The 24,951-nt window shown below is 38.4% G+C and carries 22 protein-coding genes and 6 tRNA genes; all 28 read left to right on the top strand.

Going from position 1 to position 24,951, the window contains the following annotated elements:
* Positions 1–76 precede the first annotated feature (76 nt).
* The 28 genes from CVS91_RS02995 to CVS91_RS02860 all read left to right on the top strand — a co-directional run bounded on the left by CVS91_RS02995 (position 77) and on the right by CVS91_RS02860 (position 24,906).
* A tRNA-Thr gene (locus tag CVS91_RS02995) sits at positions 77–152 on the top strand.
* A 52-nt stretch (positions 153–204) separates the two neighbouring features.
* Positions 205–289, top strand: a tRNA-Tyr gene (locus CVS91_RS02990).
* A 7-nt stretch (positions 290–296) separates the two neighbouring features.
* A tRNA-Gly gene (locus CVS91_RS02985) sits at positions 297–373 on the top strand.
* A gap of 124 nt (positions 374–497) precedes the next feature.
* Positions 498–572, top strand: a tRNA-Thr gene (locus CVS91_RS02980).
* A 72-nt stretch (positions 573–644) separates the two neighbouring features.
* On the top strand, positions 645–1,844 hold the full coding sequence (gene tuf / locus CVS91_RS02975; RefSeq protein WP_002941132.1) for an elongation factor Tu: 1,200 nt from the start codon (positions 645–647) through the stop codon (positions 1,842–1,844).
* A 53-nt stretch (positions 1,845–1,897) separates the two neighbouring features.
* On the top strand, positions 1,898–2,056 hold the full coding sequence (gene rpmG / locus CVS91_RS02970) for a 50S ribosomal protein L33 (RefSeq protein WP_002941157.1): 159 nt from the start codon (positions 1,898–1,900) through the stop codon (positions 2,054–2,056).
* A gap of 19 nt (positions 2,057–2,075) precedes the next feature.
* Positions 2,076–2,151: transfer RNA gene (locus CVS91_RS02965), tRNA-Trp, on the top strand.
* Between the two features lie 17 nt (positions 2,152–2,168).
* Positions 2,169–2,348 (top strand): preprotein translocase subunit SecE, encoded by a 180-nt coding sequence (gene secE, locus CVS91_RS02960; protein ID WP_002941070.1) that lies wholly within the window; start codon positions 2,169–2,171, stop codon positions 2,346–2,348.
* Positions 2,349–2,360: 12 nt separating this feature from the next.
* Positions 2,361–2,894, top strand: coding sequence for a transcription termination/antitermination protein NusG (nusG, locus tag CVS91_RS02955; protein ID WP_199906224.1), 534 nt, complete (start codon positions 2,361–2,363; stop codon positions 2,892–2,894).
* A 10-nt stretch (positions 2,895–2,904) separates the two neighbouring features.
* Positions 2,905–3,330, top strand: a complete 426-nt coding sequence (rplK, locus tag CVS91_RS02950) for a 50S ribosomal protein L11 (protein WP_021092996.1) — start codon at positions 2,905–2,907, stop codon at positions 3,328–3,330.
* Between the two features lie 59 nt (positions 3,331–3,389).
* Positions 3,390–4,091, top strand: a complete 702-nt coding sequence (rplA, locus tag CVS91_RS02945; protein WP_103567742.1) for a 50S ribosomal protein L1 — start codon at positions 3,390–3,392, stop codon at positions 4,089–4,091.
* Between the two features lie 103 nt (positions 4,092–4,194).
* Positions 4,195–4,680 (top strand): 50S ribosomal protein L10, encoded by a 486-nt coding sequence (rplJ, locus tag CVS91_RS02940; protein ID WP_103567743.1) that lies wholly within the window; start codon positions 4,195–4,197, stop codon positions 4,678–4,680.
* Positions 4,681–4,709: 29 nt separating this feature from the next.
* Entirely contained in the window at positions 4,710–5,087 is a 378-nt protein-coding gene (gene rplL, locus CVS91_RS02935) for a 50S ribosomal protein L7/L12 (protein ID WP_009294518.1), read from the top strand.
* A 117-nt stretch (positions 5,088–5,204) separates the two neighbouring features.
* Positions 5,205–9,350: a DNA-directed RNA polymerase subunit beta gene (rpoB, locus tag CVS91_RS02930; protein ID WP_107830221.1), complete on the top strand. Its 4,146-nt coding sequence runs from the start codon at positions 5,205–5,207 to the stop codon at positions 9,348–9,350.
* On the top strand, positions 9,337–13,851 hold the full coding sequence (rpoC, locus tag CVS91_RS02925; protein ID WP_002941087.1) for a DNA-directed RNA polymerase subunit beta': 4,515 nt from the start codon (positions 9,337–9,339) through the stop codon (positions 13,849–13,851). The genes rpoB and rpoC overlap by 14 nt, the downstream gene beginning before the upstream one ends.
* Before the next feature lie 132 nt (positions 13,852–13,983).
* Complete coding sequence (locus CVS91_RS02920; protein ID WP_009294512.1) at positions 13,984–14,373, top strand: DoxX family protein; 390 nt, start codon at positions 13,984–13,986, stop codon at positions 14,371–14,373.
* Positions 14,374–14,572: 199 nt separating this feature from the next.
* Positions 14,573–15,928, top strand: coding sequence for a Na+/H+ antiporter NhaC (nhaC, locus tag CVS91_RS02915; RefSeq protein WP_199906221.1), 1,356 nt, complete (start codon positions 14,573–14,575; stop codon positions 15,926–15,928).
* A complete protein-coding gene (iadA, locus tag CVS91_RS02910) occupies positions 15,925–17,058 on the top strand; it encodes a beta-aspartyl-peptidase (RefSeq protein WP_107830217.1) in 1,134 nt (377 codons plus the stop codon). Before nhaC ends, iadA begins: the two co-directional genes overlap by 4 nt.
* 80 nt (positions 17,059–17,138) lie before the next feature.
* Positions 17,139–17,534 (top strand): 30S ribosomal protein S12, encoded by a 396-nt coding sequence (rpsL, locus tag CVS91_RS02905; RefSeq protein ID WP_002941121.1) that lies wholly within the window; start codon positions 17,139–17,141, stop codon positions 17,532–17,534.
* A gap of 78 nt (positions 17,535–17,612) precedes the next feature.
* Complete coding sequence (rpsG, locus tag CVS91_RS02900; protein ID WP_002941142.1) at positions 17,613–18,083, top strand: 30S ribosomal protein S7; 471 nt, start codon at positions 17,613–17,615, stop codon at positions 18,081–18,083.
* A gap of 12 nt (positions 18,084–18,095) precedes the next feature.
* Positions 18,096–20,174 carry an elongation factor G gene (gene fusA / locus CVS91_RS02895; protein WP_021090006.1) on the top strand — a complete coding sequence of 693 codons (2,079 nt, stop codon included), beginning with the start codon at positions 18,096–18,098 and terminating at the stop codon, positions 20,172–20,174.
* 79 nt (positions 20,175–20,253) lie between these two features.
* Positions 20,254–20,330 (top strand) — tRNA-Arg (locus CVS91_RS02890).
* Positions 20,331–20,560: 230 nt separating this feature from the next.
* The gene (locus CVS91_RS02885; protein ID WP_107830215.1) at positions 20,561–20,938 is read left to right on the top strand and encodes a rhodanese-like domain-containing protein; all 378 of its coding nucleotides are present in this window, start codon (positions 20,561–20,563) and stop codon (positions 20,936–20,938) included.
* A 152-nt stretch (positions 20,939–21,090) separates the two neighbouring features.
* A complete protein-coding gene (locus CVS91_RS02880; RefSeq protein WP_002941158.1) occupies positions 21,091–21,525 on the top strand; it encodes a Dps family protein in 435 nt (144 codons plus the stop codon).
* 83 nt (positions 21,526–21,608) lie between these two features.
* Entirely contained in the window at positions 21,609–22,196 is a 588-nt protein-coding gene (locus CVS91_RS02875) for a hydrogenase-4 component G (RefSeq protein ID WP_107830214.1), read from the top strand.
* A 123-nt stretch (positions 22,197–22,319) separates the two neighbouring features.
* Entirely contained in the window at positions 22,320–22,757 is a 438-nt protein-coding gene (locus CVS91_RS02870; RefSeq protein WP_107830212.1) for a hypothetical protein, read from the top strand.
* Positions 22,758–23,025: 268 nt separating this feature from the next.
* Complete coding sequence (locus CVS91_RS02865) at positions 23,026–24,255, top strand: major outer membrane protein (protein ID WP_107830210.1); 1,230 nt, start codon at positions 23,026–23,028, stop codon at positions 24,253–24,255.
* Positions 24,256–24,348: 93 nt separating this feature from the next.
* Positions 24,349–24,906, top strand: a complete 558-nt coding sequence (locus CVS91_RS02860; protein WP_002941036.1) for a c-type cytochrome — start codon at positions 24,349–24,351, stop codon at positions 24,904–24,906.
* Positions 24,907–24,951 lie beyond the last annotated feature (45 nt).

Genomic DNA, 24,951 nt, shown 5'->3' with positions numbered 1-24,951 from the left:
TAGATAAAATATTTTTTCAAAATCTCCTTGACTTTTATTTTATTTTGGGCTATAATTGCCACTTCACAAAACAGGTGCTGGTGTAGCTCAGTTGGTAGAGCTACTGCCTTGTAAGCAGTGGGTCGGCGGTTCAAGTCCGTTCACCAGCTCCATTTTGTAACAGTGTTTGACCAGAAAATACCAAAATAACTTATTAATGTTTAAGGTGAGATACTCAAGCGGCCAACGAGGGCAGACTGTAAATCTGCTGACTATGTCTTCCGTGGTTCGAATCCACGTCTCACCACCATTGTTATGCGGGAGTAGCTCAGTTGGCTAGAGCATCAGCCTTCCAAGCTGAGGGTCGCGGGTTCGAGCCCCGTTTCCCGCTCCAAAATTTGGGAAAGTAAACTGGGAGCTGTATCTAGATTTTACTAAACACAGTTATTCCATCTTTATTTTCATGAATTTTTAGTTGTTTGTATGTTGATTAAAATCATCTCAGCCAAGCGTTTTTCGCTCATATGGCTCAGAGGTAGAGCACTTCCTTGGTAAGGAAGAGGTCGCGGGTTCAAGTCCCGCTATGAGCTCCACTGGTTTATATGATTTTATATTACTATACGAATTTGAATTAGATAAAGACACATATCATAACGGAGGAAAAGATGGCTAAAGAAAAATTTTCACGCAACAAGCCACACGTAAACATAGGCACTATCGGTCACGTTGACCATGGTAAAACTACTTTAACAGCTGCAATATCTGCTGTTCTTTCACGCAAAGGTCTTGCTGAGCTAAAAGATTATGATAATATTGATAATGCTCCAGAAGAGAAAGAGCGTGGTATTACAATTGCTACTTCACACATTGAGTATGAGACAGAGAAACGTCACTATGCTCACGTTGACTGCCCAGGCCACGCCGACTATGTAAAAAACATGATTACAGGTGCTGCTCAAATGGACGGTGCTATTCTAGTTGTTTCTGCAGCAGACGGCCCAATGCCACAAACAAGAGAGCACATCTTGCTATCTCGCCAAGTTGGTGTTCCTTATATCGTTGTTTTCATGAACAAAGCAGATATGGTTGATGACGCTGAGTTACTTGAACTAGTTGAAATGGAAATTCGCGAACTACTTAACGAGTATAACTTCCCAGGTGATGATACTCCAATAGTTTCTGGTTCAGCACTTAAAGCTCTTGAAGAGGCAAAAGCTGGACAAGATGGCGAATGGTCAGCAAAAATTATGGAACTAATGGATGCAGTTGATAGCTATATCCCAACTCCAGTTCGTGCTACTGACAAAGATCTTCTTATGCCAATCGAAGATGTTTTCTCAATTTCAGGTCGTGGTACAGTTGTAACAGGTAGAATTGAGAAAGGTGTTGTAAAAGTTGGCGACACAATAGAAATCGTTGGTATCAAACCTACACAAACAACAACAGTTACTGGTGTTGAGATGTTTAGAAAAGAGATGGACCAAGGTGAAGCTGGCGATAACGTTGGTGTTCTTCTTCGTGGTACTAAAAAAGAAGACGTTGAACGTGGTATGGTTCTTTGCAAACCTAAGTCAATTACTCCTCACACAAAATTTGAGGGTGAGGTTTATATTCTAACTAAAGAAGAGGGCGGTCGCCATACTCCTTTCTTTAACAACTATAGACCACAATTCTATGTAAGAACAACTGACGTTACTGGTTCTATTACATTACCAGAGGGAACAGAGATGGTTATGCCAGGTGATAACGTAAGAATTTCTGTTGAGCTTATAGCTCCAGTTGCACTTGAAGAAGGTACTCGTTTTGCTATCCGTGAAGGTGGTAGAACTGTTGGTTCAGGTGTTGTTTCAAAAATACTTGGTTAATTTATAAAATTATGCCAAAGGGGAAACCCTTTGGCTTTCTATAAGGAATATATATGAGAATTAAAATCGGTTTAAAATGCTCTGAGTGTGGTGATATCAATTATACTACTACAAAAAACAGCAAAACCACCACAGATAAGGTTGAGCTCAAAAAATATTGCCCAAGATTAAAAAAACATACTGTTCATAAAGAAGTTAAGTTAAAAAGCTAATTAAGAATAAGTAGCTATTAGGGCAATAGCTCCAACGGTAGAGCGCTGGATTCCAAATCCAATGGTTGGGGGTTCGAATCCCTCTTGCCCTGCCACAATTAAGGTTAAGATTATGGAAAAATTTATAAATTATATAAAGCTATCTAAATTGGAAATAATGAAAGTTATCTTTCCTACTAAAGAACAAATTAGAAATGCTTTTATTGCAGTTTTTATCGTGGTCGCTGTTGTTTCACTTTTTTTAGCTCTTGTTGATGTTATTATGTCCTTTGTTCTTTCTAAAGTTATATAGCGTAAGGGAAAAATAATGTCACATAAATGGTATGCTATACAAACTTACGCTGGTAGCGAAATGGCAGTAAAAAGAGGAATTGAAAATTTAGTTAGAGATCACGGTATTGAGAATCAACTAAAAGAAGTTATAGTTCCAACAGAAGACGTAATAGAGATAAAAAACGGTAAGCAAAAAATTAATGAAAGAACTCTTTATCCTGGATATGCTTTTGCATGTTTAGATCTTGATACAGCTCTTTGGCATAAGATTCAGTCTTTGCCAAAGGTTGGACGTTTTATCGGTGAGGCTAAAAAGCCTACACCATTGACTGAAAAAGATATAAATACTATCTTGGAGAAAGTTCAAAAAAGAGCGGCACCAAAACCTAAAATATTTTTTGAGGATGGTGAAAGCGTTCGCATAACAGAAGGTCCTTTTGCTAACTTTACAGGTATCGTTGAAGAATACGATATGATACATGGCAAGCTTAGACTCAATGTTTCTATTTTTGGTAGAAGTACCCCTGTTGATATTTTGTATTCACAAGTTGAGAAGATAATTTAAGGAGCAAGAAATGGCTAAAAAAGTTATAGGTGAAATAAAATTACAAATTGCCGCAACAAAAGCAAATCCTAGCCCGCCAGTTGGTCCAGCATTAGGACAAAAAGGCGTTAATATTATGGAATTTTGTAAAGCCTTTAATGAAAAAACAAAAGATATGGTTGGATTTAATATCCCAGTTGTTATTACTGTTTATGCTGATAAAAGTTTTACATTTATCACAAAACAACCACCTGCTACGGACCTTATCAAAAAGGCTGCAGGTATAACAAAAGGAACAGATAATCCTTTAAAAAATAAAGTAGGTAAATTAACAAAAGCTCAAGTTTTAGAAATAGTTGAGAAAAAACTTGTTGATTTAAATACAAATGATAAAGAGCAAGCAGCTAAGATTATTGCTGGTTCAGCTCGTTCAATGGGTGTCGAAGTAATAGACTAAAACCTTTACCGTCAGGTTGATTTTCAAAAGACGGAAGCAATTTATATGCGGAGAAATTTATGGGAAAAACTAGTAAGAGATTTCAAGAATTGCTCAAAAAAGTAGAGCAAGATAAAATTTATAACCTTAGTGAAGCTATCGATACAGTTAAAACTTTAGCTTCTGCTAAATTTAATGAGACAGTTGAGATTGCATTGAAATTAAATGTTGATCCAAGACATGCTGACCAAATGGTTCGTGGTTCAGTTGTTTTGCCAGCTGGTACAGGTAAAGTTGTAAGAGTTGCTGTTATAGCAAAAGACGCTAAAGCTGATGAGGCAAAAGCTGCTGGTGCTGACATAGTTGGTGCTGATGATCTAGTTGAGGATATCCAAAAAGGTGTAATGAATTTTGACGTTCTTATAGCTACTCCAAATTTAATGGGTCTTGTAGGTAAAGTTGGTAGAATTTTAGGACCTAAAGGTTTAATGCCAAATCCAAAAACTGGAACAGTTACAATGGATGTTGCACAAGCTGTTAATAATGCAAAAAGTGGTCAAGTAAATTTCCGTGTTGATAAGCAAGGAAATATACATGCAGGTCTTGGTAAGGTCAATTTTACTAAAGAACAATTAAATGAAAATATTTCAACATTTATTAAAGCTATTAATAAACATAAACCTGCGACTGCAAAAGGTAGATATGTAAAAAATGCTTCATTGTCATTAACAATGAGCCCTTCTGTAACTCTTGATACTCAAGAGGTTATGGACTTAAAATAAGAATTTAGACAAATTTATATCTTAGATTGGAGATAGCCGAGGCCATTGGGCTTAATTGATTCGACCCGCTCTGCTTGAAATTACCGGTCGGAAAGGAGAAAAAGTGACACGTAACGAAAAAACTGAAGTTGTTGCAAAATTAGAGAGTGAATTTAAAACCGCTGAAGCTATTGTAGTTTGTGACTATCGTGGTCTTTCAGTTAAAAAACTTGAAGTTTTAAGAAATTCTGCAAAAGAACAAAATGTAAAAGTTCAAGTTATTAAAAATACTCTTGCAAATATTGCTCTTAAAAATTCTGATAAAGTCGGAATGGAACTTAAAGATACAAACATCTATCTTTGGAGTGAAGATCAATTAGCAGTAACTAAAGTAGCCGCAAAATTTGAAGAGGCTAATGCTGACCTTTTCAAAATTAAAACAGCATATATCGATGGCGAAGTTGCAAGCGTTGATAAAGTTAAAGCTCTATCTAAAATGCCTAGCCGTGATGAGCTTATTGCGATGCTTTTGCAAGTTTGGAATGCGCCAATTCAAAATTTCACAATTGGTTTGAATGCGCTTAAAGAGAAAAAAGAACAATCAGCTTAATTAAAATTAAAAAATAATAAGGATTAAAAATGGCAATTACAAAAGAAGACGTATTAGAGTTTATATCTAATCTTTCTGTACTTGAACTTAGCGAACTTGTTAAAGAGTTTGAAGAGAAATTTGGTGTTAGCGCAGCTCCTGTAATGGTAGCTGGTGGTGCAGCTGCTGCTGGTGGTGCAGCTGCTGCTGAAGAAAAAACAGAATTTAACATCGTTCTTGTTGATTCTGGTGATAAGAAAATCAACGTTATTAAGGTTGTTAGAGCACTTACTGGTCTTGGTCTTAAAGAGGCTAAAGACGCAGTTGAAGGAACTCCATCTGTTCTTAAAGAAGGCGTTAGCAAAGACGAAGCTGAAGCAGCTAAAAAAGAGCTTGAAGAGGCTGGTGCTAAGGTTGAACTTAAATAATTTTTTATTATTTAGGCTTAATATTTCAAGAGAGGGCAGAGGCTCTCTCTTTTTTAAATTTTAGATGCCTTGTAAAAGGCTATACTTTTCTTTCAAAATTACCACGAGGTAGATGCAATGTTAAATAGCTTATACTCAGGAAATCGTCTTAGAGTTGACTTCTCTAATGTCGTTAAAGAGATAGACGTTCCGAACCTACTACAACTACAAAAAAAGAGCTTTGATAATTTTTTAAATCTAAATAACAATCAGACAGAAAGCGGTATCGAAAAAGTTTTTAAGTCGATTTTCCCTATACATGATCCGCAAAATCGTTTGACTTTAGAATATGTTAGCTCAGAGATTGGAAAACCAAAATATACAATCAGAGAGTGCATAGAAAGAGGTCTTACATACTCTGTAAATTTAAAAATGAAAATACGCCTTATCGTGCATGAAAAAGATGATAAGACTGGTGATAAAGTTGGCGTTAAAGATATAAAAGAGCAAGAAATTTTTATACGTGAAATTCCGTTGATGACAGATAGAATTTCATTTATTATAAATGGCGTTGAGCGTGTTGTTGTAAACCAACTTCATAGAAGCCCTGGTGTTATCTTTAAACAAGAAGAGAGTGCGACTGTTGCAAATAAACTTATCTATACAGCTCAAATAATCCCAGATCGCGGATCTTGGCTACACTTTGAATATGATACAAAAGACATTTTATATGTTAGGATAAATAAGCGCAGAAAAGTGCCTGTAACTATCTTGTTTAGAGCATTAGGATATAAAAAACAAGACATTATTAAGCTATTTTATCCGATACAAAATTTGGTTATTAAAAATAATAAATTTTTAGCTCTTTTCAATCCAGAGGATTATCTAGGAAGAGTTGAGTATGATATAAAAAATGAAGATGGAGAGGTTCTTCACCAAGCTGGCAAGCGCCTAACAAAGAAAAAAGCTGATAAATTAATCGAAGATGGCGTTAAATTTGTTGAGTATCCGATCGAAGCACTTATTGGTAGATATTTGGCAAACCCTGTGATAAACACAGAAAGCGGCGAAATTTTATATGACACACTATCTGCTCTTGATGAGAATAAACTGGCAAAAATTTTAGCTGAGCATGAAAGTATCGAGATCATAAACAACTCCGCAGCTGGCGTTGACGACGCTATCATAAATTCATTTATCGCTGACAATGATATGCTTAAAGTTTTAAAACAAACTGAGGGCGTAGATGATGAAAACGATCTTGCTGCGATTAGAATTTACAAGGTCATGAGACCTGGCGAGCCGGTAGTTAAAGAGGCTGCAAAAAGCTTTGTAAATGATATATTGTTCAACCCTGAAAGATATGACCTAACAAAAGTTGGTCGTATGAAGATGAACCACAAGCTCTCACTTGATGTACCAGAGTACGTTACTTTGCTAACTAGTGAAGATATCATCAAAACTGCAAAATATCTTATAAAAGTTAAAAATGGACAAGGTCACATTGACGACCGCGATCACCTTGGCAATCGCCGTATAAGATCGATCGGTGAGTTACTTGCTAGTGAGCTTCACCTTGGCTTTGTTAAGATGCAAAAGGCTATCCGTGATAAATTTACAAGTCTAAGCAACAATACTGATGAGATCATGCCTTATGATCTTATTAATCCAAAAATGATCACGGCAACAATCATGGAATTTTTCACAGGCGGTCAGTTGAGTCAGTTTATGGATCAGACAAACCCACTTAGTGAGGTTACTCATAAGCGCCGTCTATCTGCGCTTGGAGAGGGTGGCTTAGTAAAAGAGCGTGCTGGATTTGAGGTGCGTGACGTTCACCCAACTCACTACGGCAGAATTTGTCCGGTTGAGACTCCAGAAGGTCAAAATATCGGTCTTATAAACACTCTTTCAACTTATGCAAAAGTAAATGACCTTGGCTTTGTTGAGGCGCCTTATAAAAAGGTCATCGATGGCAAAGTGACTGATGAGATAGTCTATCTAACTGCAACTCAAGAAGAGGGTAACGTTATCGCTCCAGCATCAACTAAGCTTGATGAAAATGGACATATTGTTGAGGATTTGATCGAGGTTAGAAAAGAGGGCGAGATGATGCTTGCTCGTAGAGAAGATGTTACATTGATCGACCTTTGCTCTGGTATGATAGCTGGTGTTGCAGCTTCGCTTATCCCATTCCTAGAGCACGATGACGCTAACCGTGCGCTTATGGGTTCAAACATGCAACGTCAAGCGGTGCCACTACTTCGTTCAACTGCTCCTATCGTTGGAACAGGTATGGAGAGCGTTATCGCAAGAGATGCTTGGGAGAGTGTAAAAGCAAAACGAGGTGGCGTGGTTGAAAAGGTTGATAATAAAAACATCTTTATCCTTGGTGAAGATGAAGCTGGTCCATATATCGATCACTACTCTTTAGAGAAAAATTTAAGAACAAACCAAAATACGACATTTTCACAACACCCTATCGTTAAAAAAGGTGATGAGATCTTTGCTGGTCAGATAATAGCCGATGGTCCAAGCATGGAAAAAGGCGAGCTAGCTATCGGTAAAAACGCACTAATTGCATTTATGCCTTGGAATGGCTACAACTACGAGGACGCGATCGTTATTAGTGAAAAAATGATACGCGAAGATGCCTTTACAAGCGTTCATATCTATGAAAAAGAGATCGAGGCTCGTGAGCTAAAAGACGGTGTTGAAGAGATAACAAAAGATATACCAAACGTCAAAGAAGAGGAGCTTATGCACCTTGATGAAAGTGGTATCGTTAAAATCGGTACAGAGATCAAGCCTGGCATGATTTTAGTTGGTAAAGTATCTCCAAAAGGCGAAGTTAAACCAACCCCAGAAGAAAGACTACTGCGTGCGATCTTTGGCGAAAAAGCCGGCCACGTGGTAAATAAATCACTCTATGCTTCAGCTTCAATGGAAGGCGTGGTTGTTGATGTTAAAATTTTCACCAAAAAAGGCTACGAGAAAGATAGCAGAACGAACAAAGCTTATGAAGAAGAGAAGACTCTTTTAGAAAAAGAGCACCACGATAGACTGCTTATGCTAGACCGCGAAGAGATGCTAAAAGTTACAGCACTTCTTTCTAAAAACCCACTAGCTAGCGATCAAGAGGTAAATAAAAAAGAGTATAAAAAGGGCTCAAAGATCAACAAAGCTGACTTTGAAAATATCAATAGATTTACTCTAAATGCTATCGTAAAGAGCTTTTCAAAAGATATTCAAAAGAAATATGATGAGCTAAAAAATTACTTCCAAAATGAGAAGAAAAAGCTTAAAGAAGAGCACGACGCTAAGATAGAAATTTTAGAAAAAGATGATATTTTACCAAGCGGCGTTGTAAAACTTGTAAAAGTTTATATAGCTACAAAACGCAAACTAAAAGTTGGCGATAAGATGGCTGGACGTCACGGTAACAAAGGTATCGTTTCAAATATAGTAAGAGAAGTCGATATGCCGTATCTTCCAAGCGGTCAGATCGTTGATATCGTGCTAAACCCACTAGGTGTTCCAAGCCGTATGAACATCGGTCAAATTTTAGAGAGTCACCTTGGTCTTGTTGGTTACCGTTTAGGCGAGCAGATCAATGAAATTTTTGAGACCAAAAAAGGCGAATGGATAAAAGAGCTAAGAGCTAAGATGATAGAGATCGCAAGCGTTGCTAAGCTAATGGACGCTAAAAAAGCTCTTGGTAAGATGAGTGATGAGAAGCTTCTTGAGTATGCAAAAGATTGGAGCAATGGCGTAAGATTTGCAACTCCGATTTTTGAAGGCGTTAAAGCTGATGAATTTGCAAAACTATTTGAGATGGCAAAGATAGATAGTGACGGTAAAACTGAGCTATATGACGGACGTACAGGCTCAAAGATAAGAGAACGCGTTAATGTTGGTTGTATGTATATGCTAAAACTTCACCACTTGGTTGATGAAAAAGTCCACGCAAGAAGTACTGGACCATACAGCCTTGTTACACAACAACCTGTCGGCGGTAAGGCGCTATTTGGTGGTCAAAGGTTTGGTGAGATGGAGGTTTGGGCACTTGAGGCTTATGGTGCTGCTCATACACTAAGAGAGATGCTAACTGTAAAATCAGATGATGTTGAGGGAAGACTTTCTGCTTACAAAGCTTTAACAAGAGGTGAAAACGTTCCTGAGACTGGTATCCCTGAGACGTTCTTTGTTCTAACAAACGAGCTAAAATCACTAGCTCTTGATGTGGAAGTATATGATGAGGATGAGACAAATGAAACTAACTAATTTAAAACCAGTTGAGATAAAAGAAGAGCATAGACCTCGTGATTTTGAAGCTTTCCAACTTCGTTTAGCAAGTCCTGAGAAGATAAAATCTTGGAGTTATGGCGAGGTTAAAAAACCAGAAACTATCAACTACCGCACGCTAAAACCTGAGCGTGACGGTCTGTTTTGTGCCAAAATTTTCGGACCGATCCGTGATTATGAGTGTCTTTGTGGTAAATATAAAAAGATGCGCTACAAAGGTATCAAATGCGAAAAGTGCGGCGTTGAAGTAACAACATCTAAAGTTCGTCGCTCTCGCATGGGTCACATCGAGCTTGTAACTCCAGTGGCTCATATCTGGTATGTAAATTTCTTGCCAAGCCGTATAGGTGCGCTTCTTGGTATCAAGATGAAAGACCTTGAGCGCGTACTTTACTATGAGGCATACATTGTTGATAATGCTGGCGAGGCTTATTATGACAATGAAAATTCTAAAAAAGTTGAAAAATATGACGTTTTAAACGAGGAGCAATATCAAAGCCTAGCTTCAAGATATGAAGAAACTGGCTTTAGTGCTAGAATGGGTGGCGAGGTCATCTATGATATGCTAGCTGAGCTTGACCTAACTCAAATTTTAAATCAGCTACAAGAAGAGATGGAGGCTACAAATTCTGAGGCTAAGAAAAAGACTATCGTAAAACGTCTAAAGGTTATCGAGAGCTTTTTAAATTCAGGCAACCGCCCAGAGTGGATGATGATAACAAATTTACCAGTTCTTCCGCCTGATCTTAGACCACTTGTTAATCTTGATGGCGGTAAATTTGCTGTTTCGGACGTAAATGATCTATATCGCCGTGTAATAAATAGAAATAGCCGTCTAAAACGCCTACTTGAGCTTGACGCACCTGAGATCATTATCAGAAATGAAAAGAGAATGCTTCAAGAGGCTGTTGATGCGCTATTTGACAATGGCCGTAGAGCAAATGCAGTAAAAGGTGCAAATAAACGCCCACTAAAATCACTAAGTGAGATCATCAAAGGTAAGCAAGGCCGCTTCCGTCAGAATTTGCTAGGCAAGCGTGTTGATTTCTCTGGACGTTCTGTTATCGTCGTTGGTCCAAAGCTAAAGATGGATCAGTGCGGTCTTCCAAAGAAGATGGCTTTAGAGCTATTTAAGCCACATTTGCTTGCTCGCCTTGAAGAAAAAGGCTATGCGACAACCGTTAAGCAAGCTAAAAAGATGATAGAAGATAAGACAAATGAGGTTTGGGAGTGCCTAGAAGAGGTCGTTAAAGACTATCCAGTCATGCTAAACCGTGCTCCAACACTTCACAAGCTCTCTATCCAGGCGTTTCACCCAGTGCTTGTTGAAGGCAAGGCGATCCAGCTTCATCCACTAGTTTGTGCGGCGTTCAACGCTGACTTCGACGGCGACCAAATGGCTGTTCACGTACCACTATCGCAGGAAGCTATCGCTGAGTGCAAAATTTTGATGCTTAGCTCAATGAACATCTTGCTTCCTGCAAGTGGTAAGGCTATCACAGTCCCTTCACAAGATATGGTTTTAGGAATTTATTATTTAAGCTTAGAGAGAAACGATGAAAAAGGCGCAAATAAAATTTTCTCAAGCGTTGATGAAGTAATGATCGCTGAAGAGGCTAACACTCTTGGTCTTCACGCTAAAATCAAAACAATGGTTGATAACAAGATCATCTTTACAACAGCTGGTCGCTTGATCTTAAGAGCGATACTTCCTGATTTTGTCCCTGAAAATATGTGGAATAAGATCATGAAGAAAAAAGACATTGCAAATTTGGTTGATTATGTTTATAGAAATGGCGGCCTTGAAGTAACGGCTGACTTCCTTGATAAGCTTAAAAATTTAGGCTTTAGGTATGCTACGAAAGCGGGAATTTCTATCTCTATCGCAGACATCATCGTGCCAGATAGCAAGCAAAAGTATATCGACGAAGCTAAGAAAAAAGTTCGTGAAATTCAAAAGCAATATGGCGCTGGTCTTTTAACAGATAGTGAGAGATATAACAAGATCATCGATATCTGGACAGATACAAACAACAGCGTTGCAAGCGAGATGATGAAGCTTATCCAAAGTGATAAGGGCGGATTTAACTCAATTTATATGATGGCTGACTCAGGTGCGAGAGGTAGTGCAGCGCAAATTCGCCAGTTAGCTGGTATGCGTGGTCTTATGGCAAAACCGGACGGCTCAATTATCGAAACACCGATCATTTCAAACTTCCGTGAAGGTCTAAACATAATGGAGTACTTCAACTCAACCCACGGAGCTAGAAAAGGTCTTGCAGATACAGCGCTAAAAACTGCCAACGCTGGTTACTTAACAAGAAAGCTAATCGACGTTGCTCAAAACGTTAAAGTCACAATGCACGACTGCGGTACGCACGAGGGCGTTGAGATCACAGATATCACAGAGAGCGGCGAGCTAATCGAAAGCCTTGAAGAGAGAGTATTGGGCCGTGTTTTAGCAGATGATGTGATCGATCCTATAACAAATGAAATTTTATTTAGCGAAGGCACATTGCTTGACGAGGAGAAAGCTAAGGCAATAACAGAAGCTGGCATAAAATCAGTAAGCATTAGAACACCTATCACGTGCAAGGCGCCAAAAGGCGTTTGCGCAAAATGCTACGGCTTAAATTTGGGTGAGGGCAAACTCGTAAAACCAGGCGAGGCTGTCGGTATCATCTCAGCTCAATCAATTGGTGAGCCAGGTACTCAGCTAACGCTAAGAACATTCCATATCGGTGGTACGGCTTCTACTGAGCAACAAGATCGCCAAGTAATCGCTCAAAAAGAGGGCTTTATTAGGTATTACAACCTTAGCACATACGAGAACAACGGCAAGAAAATCGTTGCAAACAGAAGAAGTGCAGCTGTACTACTTGTTGAGCCAAAGATAAAATCAACAATCGATGGTAAAATCGAGATCGAATATGCCCACGAAGATGTAAATATCGTAATTAAAGGCAAAAAAGAAGAGATCAAATATACCATCAGAAGAAACGATCTTGCTAAGCCAAACGAACTAGCTGGCGTTAGCGGCAAGATCGAAGGCAAGATGTATATCCCTTATGCAAATGGCGATAAGGTAAAAGAGAACGAGAGTATTGTTGAGATAATAAAAGAGGGTTGGAACATTCCAAATCGTATCCCTTATGCTAGTGAGCTTAAAATTTCAGACGGCGATCCAGTAACTAGAAAGATCACAGCAGATGCAAATGGTGTGGTTAAATTTTTCATACTAAAAGGTGACTTCCTTGATAGACTAAAAGATATCAAAAAAGGTCACAAAGTAACTGAAAAAGGCTTCTTTGTTGTTGTTTCTGACAAAGACGGACGTGAGGCAGTTCGCCACTACATCCCAAGAAATTCTATCATCCAAGTATCAGACAATGATGCGGTAGAAAGAGCGACAGTGGTCTCACTACCTGAAAAAGATGACAAGCTAATAATCGCTGAGTGGGATCCATACTCAACTCCAACTATCGCAGAAGAGGCTGGTGTGGTTAGCTTTGAAGATGTCGAGCCAGGATATAGTGCGACTGAGCAAGCTGATGAGGCAACTGGCCAAAGACGTCTTGTTATCAACGAGTATTTGCCAAGTGGCGTAAAACCAGCGATCATCATTACTACAAAGAGCGGACATTTGATCAAATATCCGCTTGATCCAAAAACTGCGATCTTTGTTTCAAGTGGTGATGAAGTGGCTCAGGCTGACATTTTGGCTAAGACTCCAAAAGCTGTTGCTAAGTCAAAAGATATCACTGGTGGTCTTCCAAGGGTTAGTGAGCTATTTGAAGCAAGACGCCCTAAAAATACAGCTATCGTTGCAGAGATCGACGGCGTTGTTAGATTTGACAAGCCACTTCGCTCAAAAGAGCGCATCATCATCCAAGCAGAAGATGGCACGACAGCTGAGTATTTGATCGAGAAGAGCCGCCAGATCCAAGTAAGAGACGGCGAATTTGTCCATGCTGGCGAGAAACTAACAGACGGACTTATCTCAAGCCACGATATCTTAAGAATTCTTGGTGAAAAGGCGCTTCACTACTATTTGATCAGTGAAATTCAGCAAGTTTATCGCCGCCAAGGTGTTGCGATCGCTGATAAGCACATCGAGATCATCGTCTCTCAAATGCTTCGCCAAGTCAAAATCGTCGATAGCGGAAATACAAATTTCATCGTTGGCGACATGGTTTCAAGAAACAAATTTAAAGAAGAGAACGAGCGCATCATGAAAATGGGTGGCGAGCCAGCTATCGCTGAGCCGATCCTTCTTGGTGTCACAAGAGCGGCCATCGGAAGTGATAGTGTGATCTCTGCTGCGTCATTCCAAGAGACAACTAAGGTCTTAACAGAAGCCTCAATCGCTGCTAAATTTGACTATCTTGAAGATCTAAAAGAGAACGTCATCCTTGGACGTATGATCCCAGTTGGTACTGGTTTTTACAAAGATAAAAAGATAAAGATCAAAGAAAACTAATATATTAAGCCCCGCTTAGGGGCTTAATCCTCTCATGAATTTACCCACTTAAATTTACAAAATTTTAAAATTTACAAGCCATTAATCAATATTAAATAAAATCCATAACTAAAAATATGTAACGGAGATATTATGAAAAATGTCGATCTTGGACTTTTATTTTTGCGCTTAGGTCTTGGAATTTGCCTTTTTATGCACGGCTTTGGCAAAATTTTACACGGAGTTGGCGGCGTAAAGAGCATTTTAGTTGATGCTGGACTACCTAGCTTTTTAGCGTATTTTGCCTATCTTAGCGAGGTTTTAGCCCCTATAATGATCGCTGTTGGTTTTTATTCAAGGCTCGGTGCGCTCCTAGTTTTTGGCTCTAGTCTTGTCATCTTGTATTCATATTTTGGCTTGTCAAATTTACTTGAGCTAACTAATGTAAATGGCTTTAAAGCAGAGCTTATATATCTTTATATCGCTATGTCACTTTGCATCATCTCGACTGGCAGCGGCAAATACGCAATAAAGCAAGACTGATCTTAACTCAAATTTAGCACAGATAAAAATGTGCTAAATTTTCACACATGTTATTTAAAATTTAAATTTAGTTTATTTTTTTATAACACTTTAAGTTTATTGCTTTTAAATTTGAAAAATATCTCTAATTTAAAGGACACATGATGAACTCTATAAAAAAGAGCCTTCGTTTCTGCTAGCCCTTACGCCTATCTTGGTTATGATCGTAGGCCTTGCGCTTGGCGTTGGTTACATGAAACTAAAGGTTGAGCCGATCATTTTGATAGCAGCCCTCGTGGCTGGTGGCATCGCTTGGAGACTAGGATATAGTTGGAGCGAGCTTCAAGAAGGGGTAATAGAGAAAATTTCAAGCTCATTGCCAGCACTTATGATACTTTGGGTAGTCGGTCTGCTTATTGGCTCGTGGGTATTTTCAGGCACCATCCCTATGATCATCTACTACGGCGTAGATCTTATAAGTCCGCAGTATCTAGTCCTAACTGCTTTTGTCATCGCAGCTATCATCTCAACCGTAACTGGCACATCTTGGGGTTCTGCTGGCACAGTCGGTGTTGCCATCATGGGCATAGCTCAAGGTCTTGATGTAAATTTAGCAGCAACTGCTGGTGCGGTAGTCGCAGGAGCATACTTTGGTGATAAGCTCTCCCCACTCTCAGACACGACAAACCTAGCTCCGATAGCTGCTGGCTCAGAGCTTTATGAGCACATCAGACATATGTTTTATACGACTATCCCAGCAACTATCGTTGCGATAGCAGCTTATCTATTCTTTGGTAGCGAGGCGGCAAGTAGTGGTGCAAATGTTTCAGAGTCGGTTTTGGCGCTTCAAGGTCAGCTTGATAAAATTTTTCACTGGAACATCATCTTACTTTTGCCTGTGCTTTTTGTCTTGGCTGGCTCAGTGCTAAAGTGGCCAACGATACCTGTCATGATCATAGCTTCGCTATTTTCAGTGCTTCTTGGCGTTATCGTTCAAGATTTTAGCTTTAAAAATGGCTTTATCTCAGTGATGACTGGCTTTAACGTCACGATGAGCGGCATTAATATAGAGTTTTCAAAAGATATCACTAAGCTTCTAAATAGAGGCGGCGTGAGCTCGGTAAATTCAACCACTATCTTAGTCATCTGCGCTATGGGCTTTGCTGGCATCATCTCAAAAACTGGCATGCTTACAAAGGTACTTCACACCATTATGGCAAGGGTTAAATCAACAGCAGGCGTCATCATCTCGACTATCGGCTCATGCCTAACCGTCGCATTTGTCACAGGTAGCTCATATCTTTCTATCCTCATCCCTGGCGAGATGTTTAAAGACTTTTATAAAGAGAAAAATTTAGCAGCCAAAAACCTCTCAAGAACGCTTGAAGACTCTGGCACCGTGATCGTCCCGCTCATCCCTTGGTCAGCAGCAGGCGCATATATGACAGCCACACTTGGAGTGCCAACGGTAGAGTATTTGCCATGGGCGATACTAAACTACATGGGCGTTGTCTTTGCTATTATTTTAGCACTCACCGGTATTGGCATAGCTAAGATAAATAAGGACGCCAAATGATACTTATAAAAAACGTCAAAATTTACTCGCCAAAATTTCTTGGCAAAAAAGATATATTTATATGTAATGGCAAGATCGTCTGCATAGCTGAAAATATAGAGCCAAATTTACCAAATGTAAAGGTGATCGACGCTTCAAATTTAGTAGCCATACCAGGTCTTATCGATAAACACGTGCATATAACAGGCGGCGGCGGCGAGGGCGGCTTTAAGACTAGGGTGCCAGAGATCATGCTATCAAATTTAATAGAGGCTGGCATAACGACGGCTGTTGGCCTACTTGGAACTGACAGCACGACAAGAAGCGTTGAAAATTTAGTCGCAAAAGCACACACATTAAACGACGAGGGTATCACATGCTACGCTCACACTGGCGCATACAGCTCTAAAACGCCAACCATAACTGGCGAGATCGAAAAAGATATTGTCTTTGTTGATCCGATAATTGGCACCAAGCTAGCCATAAGCGACCACCGCTCATCAAGTGTAAGCAAAGATGAGCTAGCTCACATAGTTTCGGCTGGCAGGGTGGCTGGCATGATCAGCTCGAAGTCAGGCCACACCACGCTTCACATGGGCGATGGCAAAAAGGGCTTAAATTTGATCTATGAAGTGCTAAATGAGTATGACATGCCGATCACGCTATTTCAGCCAACGCATGTAAATAGAAATGAGGAGCTTTTTAAACAAAGCTTTAAATTTATAAAAGACGGCGGCTATATCGACTTTACCTGCATGCCAGGACTTACGCCACTTGAAGCTGTAAAGTGCGTCAAAAAAGAAAATTTACCAACAAACAAGCTCACGATAAGCTCGGACGGCTTTGGTAGCTACTCTAGCTATGATAGCGACGGAAATTTACTAAAAATTGGCATCGCTAGCGTTAAGAGCCTGTATGAAGAGTTTATAAATTTTGTAAAAGATGGTTTTAGTATCGAGGAGGCGTTGCCATATTTTACGACAAATGTGGCAAGAAGTGTGGCCTTGCAAAATAAAAAAGGCGAGATAAAAGAAAATTACGATGCAGATATTTTGCTAATAGATGAGAAATTTGAGATTAAATTTGTCGTTGCAAAGGGCGAAATTTTAAAAGATGACAGCGGTTTTATAAAAAAAGGAACATATGAATAAGTCTAACTTATTAACCGTTATTTAAGCTTTTTTTAAATAAAATTAGGTCTTTTTAATAAATTTAGTTGAAAGGAATTATTGTGCCAACCATAAATCAATTGGTCAGAAATGAACGCAAGAAAGTGACTGTTAAGTCAAAATCTCCAGCGTTAAAAGAGTGCCCTCAAAGAAGAGGAGTTTGCACTAGGGTTTATACTACAACTCCTAAAAAACCAAACTCAGCTTTGAGGAAAGTTGCCAAAGTTAGGCTTACAAGCGGTTTTGAAGTCATCAGCTATATCGGCGGTGAAGGTCACAACCTACAAGAACACAGTATCGTTTTAGTTCGCGGCGGTAGGGTTAAAGACTTACCAGGTGTTAAATATCACATCGTTCGTGGTGCACTTGATACTGCTGGTGTTGCAAAAAGAACAGTTTCTCGTTCTAAATATGGTGCAAAACGCCCTAAAGCTGGCGCTGCAGCTCCAAAAAAGTAAAAAATTAGGTTCGCAGACGTTGCTTAAATTTGCAAACGTTTGAGTAAAATTTCATAAAAATTTGAAGGAAAGATCAAAATGAGAAGAAGAAAAGCTCCTGTAAGGGAAGTTTTACCTGATCCGATTTACGGAAATAAAATAATCACTAAATTTATTAATTCTCTTATGTATGATGGCAAAAAAAGCGTCGCTACAGAGATAATGTATGGTGCTATCAAAGCTATCGAAAAGAAAAATGCTGAGGTTAAAGGCATCGACGTTTTTAACGACGCTATCGAAAATGTAAAACCTATTTTAGAAGTTAAATCACGCCGTGTTGGTGGTGCTACTTATCAAGTGCCAGTTGAGGTTCGCCCAGCTCGCCAACAAGCTCTTGCTATCCGCTGGCTTATAACTTTTGCTAGAAAAAGAAGCGAAAGAACAATGGTTGATAAACTAGCAAATGAGCTTTTAGATGCGGCAAATTCAAAAGGTGCATCTTTCAAGAAGAAGGAAGATACTTACAAGATGGCAGAGGCTAATAAAGCATTTGCTCACTACCGCTGGTAAGAAAGAATTAGTATGGCAGAGAGAAAAACGCCTTTACATAAGGTAAGAAATATCGGTATTGCGGCTCACATTGATGCTGGAAAGACAACTACTAGTGAGAGAATTTTGTTCTTCACTGGTATGAGCCATAAGATAGGTGAGGTTCATGATGGCGCTGCTACTATGGACTGGATGGAGCAAGAAAAAGAGCGTGGTATTACTATTACATCAGCTGCAACTACAGCGTTTTGGAAGGGCTACCAAGTAAACCTAATCGACACTCCGGGACACGTTGACTTTACTATTGAAGTTGAGCGTTCTATGCGTGTTCTTGACGGTGCTGTTGCGGTATTTTGTTCTGTTGGTGGTGTTCAGCCACAGTCTGAAACTGTTTGGAGACAAGCAAATAAATATCACGTACCAAGAATTGTTTTTGTTAATAAAATGGATAGAATTGGTGCAAATTTCTTTAGAGTTGAAGAGCAGATCAGAGAAAGGCTAAAAGCAAATCCAGTGCCTATTCAAATTCCTATCGGTGCAGAGGATAACTTTAAAGGTGTGGTTGATCTTGTAAGAATGAAAGCATACGTTTGGAATGACGAGAAAAAGCCAACTGACTATGTAGAAGAAGAAATTCCAGCTGAAGTTAAAGATAAAGCTGAAGAATACCGCGCCAAACTAATCGAAGCTGTTTCTGAAACAGATGATAGTTTGATGGAGAAATTCTTTGCAGGCGAAGAACTAACTGAAGAAGAGATTAAAAAAGGTATAAAAGCAGGCTGCTTAAGAATGACTATTACGCCTATGCTTTGCGGAACTGCGTTTAAGAACAAAGGTATTCAACCTCTACTTGATGCTGTTGTTGATTATTTACCAGCTCCAGATGAGATCGCAGCGATAAATGGTGTTTACGAAGATGGCACTGAGGTGACTGTTGAAAGTACAGATGATGGCGAATTTGCCGCTCTTGCGTTTAAGATCATGACTGACCCATTTGTTGGACAGCTAACATTTATTCGTGTTTATAGAGGAAGCCTTGAAAGCGGTAGCTACGCTTACAACACAGTTCAAGACTGCAAAGAGAGAATTGGCCGTTTGCTAAAAATGCACTCAAATAAACGTGAAGAGATTACTGAACTTTTCGCTGGTGAAATCGGCGCCGTTGTTGGTCTAAAAAATACCCTAACTGGCGATACTCTTGCAAGTGAAAAAGATAAAGTTATCCTTGAGAGAATGGACTTCCCAGAGCCAGTTATCAGTGTTGCGGTTGAGCCAAAAACAAAAGCAGATCAAGAAAAAATGGCGATCGCTCTTCAAAAACTAGCTCAAGAAGATCCAAGCTTTAGAGTTAGCACTGATGAAGAGAGCGGACAAACTATTATTAGCGGTATGGGTGAGCTTCACCTAGAGATTATTGTTGATCGTATGCTTCGTGAATTTAAAGTTGATGCTGAAGTTGGTCAGCCACAAGTTGCTTACCGCGAAACTATCCGTAAGGCAGTTGAACAAGAGTATAAATATGCTAAACAATCAGGTGGTCGTGGTCAATATGGTCACGTATTCTTACGTATCGAGCCACTTCCAGCTGCTAGCGGATTTGAATTTGTTAACGACATCAAAGGTGGTGTTGTTCCAAAAGAGTATATCCCAGCTGTTGAAAAAGGTTGTAAAGAGGCACTTCAAAGCGGTGTTCTTGCTGGATATCCAGTTGAAGATGTTAAAGTTACACTTTTTGATGGTAGTTACCACGAAGTTGACTCATCTGAAATGGCGTTTAAACTTGCTGCTTCTATGGGCTTTAAAGAGGGCGCTAGAAAAGCAGGTGCGGTTATCCTTGAACCTATGATGAAAGTTGAAGTTGAGACTCCAGAAGAGTATATGGGTGATGTTATCGGTGACCTTAATAAGCGCCGTGGCCAAGTAAATTCAATGGATGATAGAAATGGTGTAAAAATCATTGCTGCTTATTGTCCGCTTGCTCAAATGTTTGGCTACTCAACAGATCTTCGCTCAATGACTCAAGGTCGTGCGACTTACTCTATGGAATTTGATCACTACGAAGAAGTTCCTAAAAACGTAAGTGAAGAGATTATTAAAAAGAGAAATGGCTAATTAGCCAAAAATAGGGCAGAGCGATCTGCCCTTTAAAATTTAATTACTTGGATAAAAATTTAAACTATCTTGCAAATTTGTCCTCATAGCTCAGCTGGATAGAGCGCAGAATTCCTAATTCTGAGGTCGTGAGTTCGAACCTCGCTGGGGACACCACTCTTGCTTTTAATACCATGCAATAACAATCTTTTATAGAGTTCTTTTAACCACTTATATTTAGAATTCTTATTTTTATAAGTAGTTATGTTTGGTATGTAAATAAATTTTTATTTTTCTTCTTAACCGCATTATTTGTATGACTTTATTATTAATAAAATTTATCAACAAAAATTTTATATATTTAATAATCCATGCTAACATTTCAAAAATTTATTTAAGGAGAGTAGATGAAAAAAATTTTACTTTTAGGAGCCGTTTGTTGCATGTTGTCAGCTGATGTTAAAACTGTTAATATAAGTCCAGATGAGATCAAAAAGTATGATCAGATCGTTGATATTAGAACCCCATCTGAATGGCAAGAGACTGGCATCATAGCTGGTGCTAAGACCATCACTTTTGATTCAAGTAATAAGAGTGCATTTTTAGATGAGCTTTCAAAAGCGGTTGATATCAAAAAGCCTATCGCTCTTGTTTGCAGAAGTGGCAGAAGAAGCACAGCAGCAGCTGCAGCGATAGATAGCACAGATCTTAAGATTATAAATTTAGATGGTGGCATGAGTAGTTTGATCGAGCAAGGCTACAAAACTACACCTTATAAAAAATAGACAAATTTCTAAATTCTACATTTGGCTACAAGATAAATTTATTTTGTAGCCAAAATTTATCCTAAATAATAAATTTTATTATTTGATTAACCAGTGATTAACTCTAAGTCAATATAATTTCATCACATTTAAACAATAAAGAAGGAGACAAAATGTCAAAAGTTATTTTACAGTTAAACACAATTCAGGCTGATGCAAATGCACTTTATATCAAATTTCACGATCTTCACTGGAATGTAAAAGGTATTCAATTTTTCAGCGTCCACGAGTATACTGAAAAAGCTTATGAGGATATGAGTGAGATTTTTGATGACGCAGCTGAGAGAGCTCTTATGCTTGGTGGCAGACCTATTGTTAAGGCCGAAGAGCTAGCAAAAGTCGCTCACATCAAACACGAGCCAAAAGAGAGTTATACTCCTACTGAAGTTTTGGATATTGTTTTGGCTGATTACAAGCACCTTTTGGGTGAGTTTAAAAAGCTTGATGAGCTTGCAGAGGGTGACACAACAACTCAGATGTACGCACAAGATCAAATAGCTAAATTTGAAAAAGCAATCTGGATGCTAAACGCAACACTTGGTAAATAATCATAGCGGGAGCTCTCCCGCTTTACTCTAAATAAATTTCACCTTTTGGCGATATAGTTTTTATAAACTTATAGGAGCCAAATATGCAAATCAGTCAAATCGTAAGCTCATACAACACTTCAAGCATAAAAGAAAATGTAAAATCAGAAATTTCGCTTCATAAAGATGAAAAAGAGATTTCTAAAAAGCAGCCTGAGATTTCAAATTTAAGTGCAAAAGAGATATCAAATAGCTACTTTTTGCAGTATCAAAAAGATATTACTCAAAATGCTAGTTCAAATTTACTAGTTCAAGGTGGTCTAAGCTTTAACGTGCCTGAAAATTTATCAGACATTTTATCTGGACTTGATCTAGCAGGTATCGGCTACAACGGCAAAGCTCTAGGAGAGCTAAGTAGTGATGAGGCGAGCGAGCTAGTTAGTGAAAATGGCTTTTTTGGCATCGCAAATACAGCTGATAGGATAGCCGGTTTTGTGCTAAATGGCGCAGGTGATGATGTAGAGAAGCTAAAAGCTGGTAGAGATGGCGTGGCAAAGGGTTTTGAGGACGCAAAGAAAATTTGGGGCGGAGAGCTTCCTGAAATTTCACAAAAGACTATCGAAAAGACCCTTGAGACGCTTGATAAAAAGATCGCTGAGCTTGGCGGTAATGTTTTAAATGTATCAGCCTAATTTTCTTGGGGTCTCTCCCAAGAAATTTATATATTAATGTAAGTACAAAACTCAAATTTTAAAACTCGCAAATTTTATTTAATCTTAAAAGCTATACTTTTCTCTTTATATTAAGGAGAAAAGATGAAAGCTAAAATTTTACTTCCTCTAGCAGTAGCCACTATGTTTTTGGGATGTTCATTTTTTGATGATAACCCGCCAGTTCGCAAGCAACCAAGGCAAGCTACTAAAACTATGCCTGCAAAAAGCTCCATTAAAGGCTTCATAAAAGATGTTAGCTATAAAGATTCGAAATACTGCTACGAGATAGTAGCTAGCGATGTGAAAAATCACAAACTAAACAAAGCAAATTTTTGTGCAAACAGATATTATTACGATAAGGGTGATCTTGTCTATGCGACATTTTACGCAGATAAGCTCATAGACATGCTTCTTATAAAAGAGGGTGGCTCCAGAGGTGCATTTAATGGCATAAGAAAACCGCAAAATGAAGTAGTCGTTAAAAGAAAAAATATAAAAACAAATATCGATGTGCCAAAAGAGGAGAAAATTTCTTTTTAGATTACCGTTGATTTACTGCTAGCGTATATAATTTCATCAGCAATCAAAACTAGAACTCCTTTTAAGGGGCAAAGCAACGGCCCCTTTTTCTTTTTATCCCCTTTTTAAAAGTTTCATTTTTAAAGATTAAATTATCAAAATGTATCTCTTTTTGGTCAAAATCGGTAAACGATCGGTAACAAAAATGCAAAATTTTATGATTTTTTAAGCTTCATCTTAAAATTTATTGATTATAATCGTCGACACAAAAACCTTAAAAGGAGAAAAAATGAAACTAACAAAAATTAGTTTAGCCGCTTTGGTTGCTTTAGGCGCATTCTCAAGCGTAGCAAGTGCTACTCCACTTGAAGAAGCTATAAAAAATGTTGATCTTTCAGGATTTGCAAGATATAGATATACAAATACTCATGTAAAGAAAGATAAAAGTAAAGTTGTAGTAAAAGAAAATGGAAGTGCTGATGGTGATGGCCATGGCTTTAGAATGATCACGAATTTTAAAGCTGCTATAGATGATAACTTCTTTGGTGTTATTGGTTTGAGATATAGTTCTCTTGATGGCTCAGGCGATAATTCAAAAACTAATGGCACAGATAAAACAGATACAACTACAGGATTCGGTGTTCACCAATTCTATCTTGGATATAAAGCTGGTAACACTACTATAACAGCTGGTAAGCAAGAGATCGGTTCATACTTTACTAATGATGCCGTTGCTACAGGTATTAAAATAGTAAATCAAGATATTGAAGGTCTCACTTTAGCAGCAGCAGCTTTTGATGCACTTGAAGGTAATGATGAGAGTGATGGAGATTTGTATTCAATTGTTAGAGGTAAAAATTCTCTTGATGTTTATGATGCTGGTAATCTATATGCTGCAGCTATTATGGGATCATATAGCCCAATCGATTTTCAACTATGGTATGGTAGTTTGACAAATTTAGCTGATGTTCTTGCAGCTGATGTTTCAGGAAATTTTGCTATAACTAACGATATATCTTTAGGTGCAAGAATTAACTATGCACATAGCCAAGTTGATACAAGTGCAAAAAATACTCTTAATTATGAAGATGGCAATTTCTATGCTGGCGAGCTCTCAACTTCATTATATGGTTTTGATCTAGCTGCTGGTTATATCGGCTATAAAACTCAAAATTATCAAGATGGTAAGTATTCAATATTTACATTTGAAGATCAAGGTGGCTTAATCGACGCTGGCGAAAGCGTATTTGATTGGACACGTGCTACAGGCAAAGGCAGCTTCTTCTATGCAAAAAGTGCATATAATTTCGATAAATTCAAAGTTGGTCTAGACTATATCAAAGGTAGCTATAAAACAAACGAGAAGACTAAAGTTCAACAATTTGTTCCAAGATTTGCTTATCAATACAGCAAAAAGCTAGAGTTTAGCTCATTTTATGCCTTTAAAACAGAAAAAGAGTATAACGGAGATAAAGAGAGAACTAACAAATTTAGATTTGAAGCTAAATACTCATTCTAATTCATAGCTCGTTAATCAACTTATGATATAATCCCGGGTCGGAGTAATCTGATCCGGGATTTTTAAATTTAGAGCAAAATTTCAAGGAAACTTATGAAAAATATCAAAATTTCTTTTTTGGCGTGTTTTTTGGTGGCAAATGCCTTTGCAGCTTCTCAGGTTTATTATATAGAAGCTCGTGGTGAGTTTGGTAAAGAGCTTGCCGAGATGGCAAAAAAGCAGGCTAATGATAGAAACGAAAAAGTAAATGTCTATGTTGATGAAGATCCAAGACGTTATAAAGACAATAGAATTTTAAAATTTGGCGTTGATAGAAAAGGTAGATATAGCGTCTCTTTAGGAAAAGAGCTTTATGAGAAACAATGCGCTAGCTGCCATGGCGAAAGCGCAGACAAAAGACCATTTGGCTCAACACCACTTAAAAACATGGATGCTAAAGATATAGAAGATAGCATCATCTCTTATAGAAGCGACTCAAGCTTTGGTGGTAGTGGTAAAAACGTTATGCAAAACCAAGCTAAGATCGTCTCAAACAATGACCTAGGTGCAATACTTGCTTATCTAAAAGGTAAAGACGCACTTGCAGATCAAGATACAAACGAAAATAAACCAGTTTCAACCGAAACAAAGCAAGGCAGTTATTTAAGATAAATTTCACCTCGGTAGCTTTGCCACAATATAAATAAAAGGAAGCAG

It is taken from the genome of Campylobacter concisus (assembly GCF_003048985.1).
GTDB classification, from domain to species: Bacteria; Campylobacterota; Campylobacteria; order Campylobacterales; family Campylobacteraceae; genus Campylobacter_A; species Campylobacter_A concisus_AY.
The sequence above is the reverse complement of the archived record's forward strand: the minus strand, read 5'-3'. Positions and strand labels throughout refer to the sequence as shown.

Coding starts and splice junctions, on each gene's coding strand:
- iadA (WP_107830217.1), top strand. CDS start 15,925: ATGATACTTATAAAAAACGTCAAAATTTACTCGCCAAAATTTCTTGGC.
- rplA (WP_103567742.1), top strand. CDS start 3,390: ATGGGAAAAACTAGTAAGAGATTTCAAGAATTGCTCAAAAAAGTAGAG.
- nhaC (WP_199906221.1), top strand. CDS start 14,573: ATGATCGTAGGCCTTGCGCTTGGCGTTGGTTACATGAAACTAAAGGTT.
- CVS91_RS02860 (WP_002941036.1), top strand. CDS start 24,349: ATGAAAAATATCAAAATTTCTTTTTTGGCGTGTTTTTTGGTGGCAAAT.
- rpoC (WP_002941087.1), top strand. CDS start 9,337: ATGAAACTAACTAATTTAAAACCAGTTGAGATAAAAGAAGAGCATAGA.
- rpsG (WP_002941142.1), top strand. CDS start 17,613: ATGAGAAGAAGAAAAGCTCCTGTAAGGGAAGTTTTACCTGATCCGATT.
- rplL (WP_009294518.1), top strand. CDS start 4,710: ATGGCAATTACAAAAGAAGACGTATTAGAGTTTATATCTAATCTTTCT.
- rpoB (WP_107830221.1), top strand. CDS start 5,205: ATGTTAAATAGCTTATACTCAGGAAATCGTCTTAGAGTTGACTTCTCT.
- CVS91_RS02875 (WP_107830214.1), top strand. CDS start 21,609: ATGCAAATCAGTCAAATCGTAAGCTCATACAACACTTCAAGCATAAAA.
- secE (WP_002941070.1), top strand. CDS start 2,169: ATGGAAAAATTTATAAATTATATAAAGCTATCTAAATTGGAAATAATG.
- fusA (WP_021090006.1), top strand. CDS start 18,096: ATGGCAGAGAGAAAAACGCCTTTACATAAGGTAAGAAATATCGGTATT.
- CVS91_RS02865 (WP_107830210.1), top strand. CDS start 23,026: ATGAAACTAACAAAAATTAGTTTAGCCGCTTTGGTTGCTTTAGGCGCA.
- CVS91_RS02920 (WP_009294512.1), top strand. CDS start 13,984: ATGAAAAATGTCGATCTTGGACTTTTATTTTTGCGCTTAGGTCTTGGA.
- CVS91_RS02870 (WP_107830212.1), top strand. CDS start 22,320: ATGAAAGCTAAAATTTTACTTCCTCTAGCAGTAGCCACTATGTTTTTG.
- rpmG (WP_002941157.1), top strand. CDS start 1,898: ATGAGAATTAAAATCGGTTTAAAATGCTCTGAGTGTGGTGATATCAAT.
- CVS91_RS02885 (WP_107830215.1), top strand. CDS start 20,561: ATGAAAAAAATTTTACTTTTAGGAGCCGTTTGTTGCATGTTGTCAGCT.
- rplK (WP_021092996.1), top strand. CDS start 2,905: ATGGCTAAAAAAGTTATAGGTGAAATAAAATTACAAATTGCCGCAACA.
- CVS91_RS02880 (WP_002941158.1), top strand. CDS start 21,091: ATGTCAAAAGTTATTTTACAGTTAAACACAATTCAGGCTGATGCAAAT.
- tuf (WP_002941132.1), top strand. CDS start 645: ATGGCTAAAGAAAAATTTTCACGCAACAAGCCACACGTAAACATAGGC.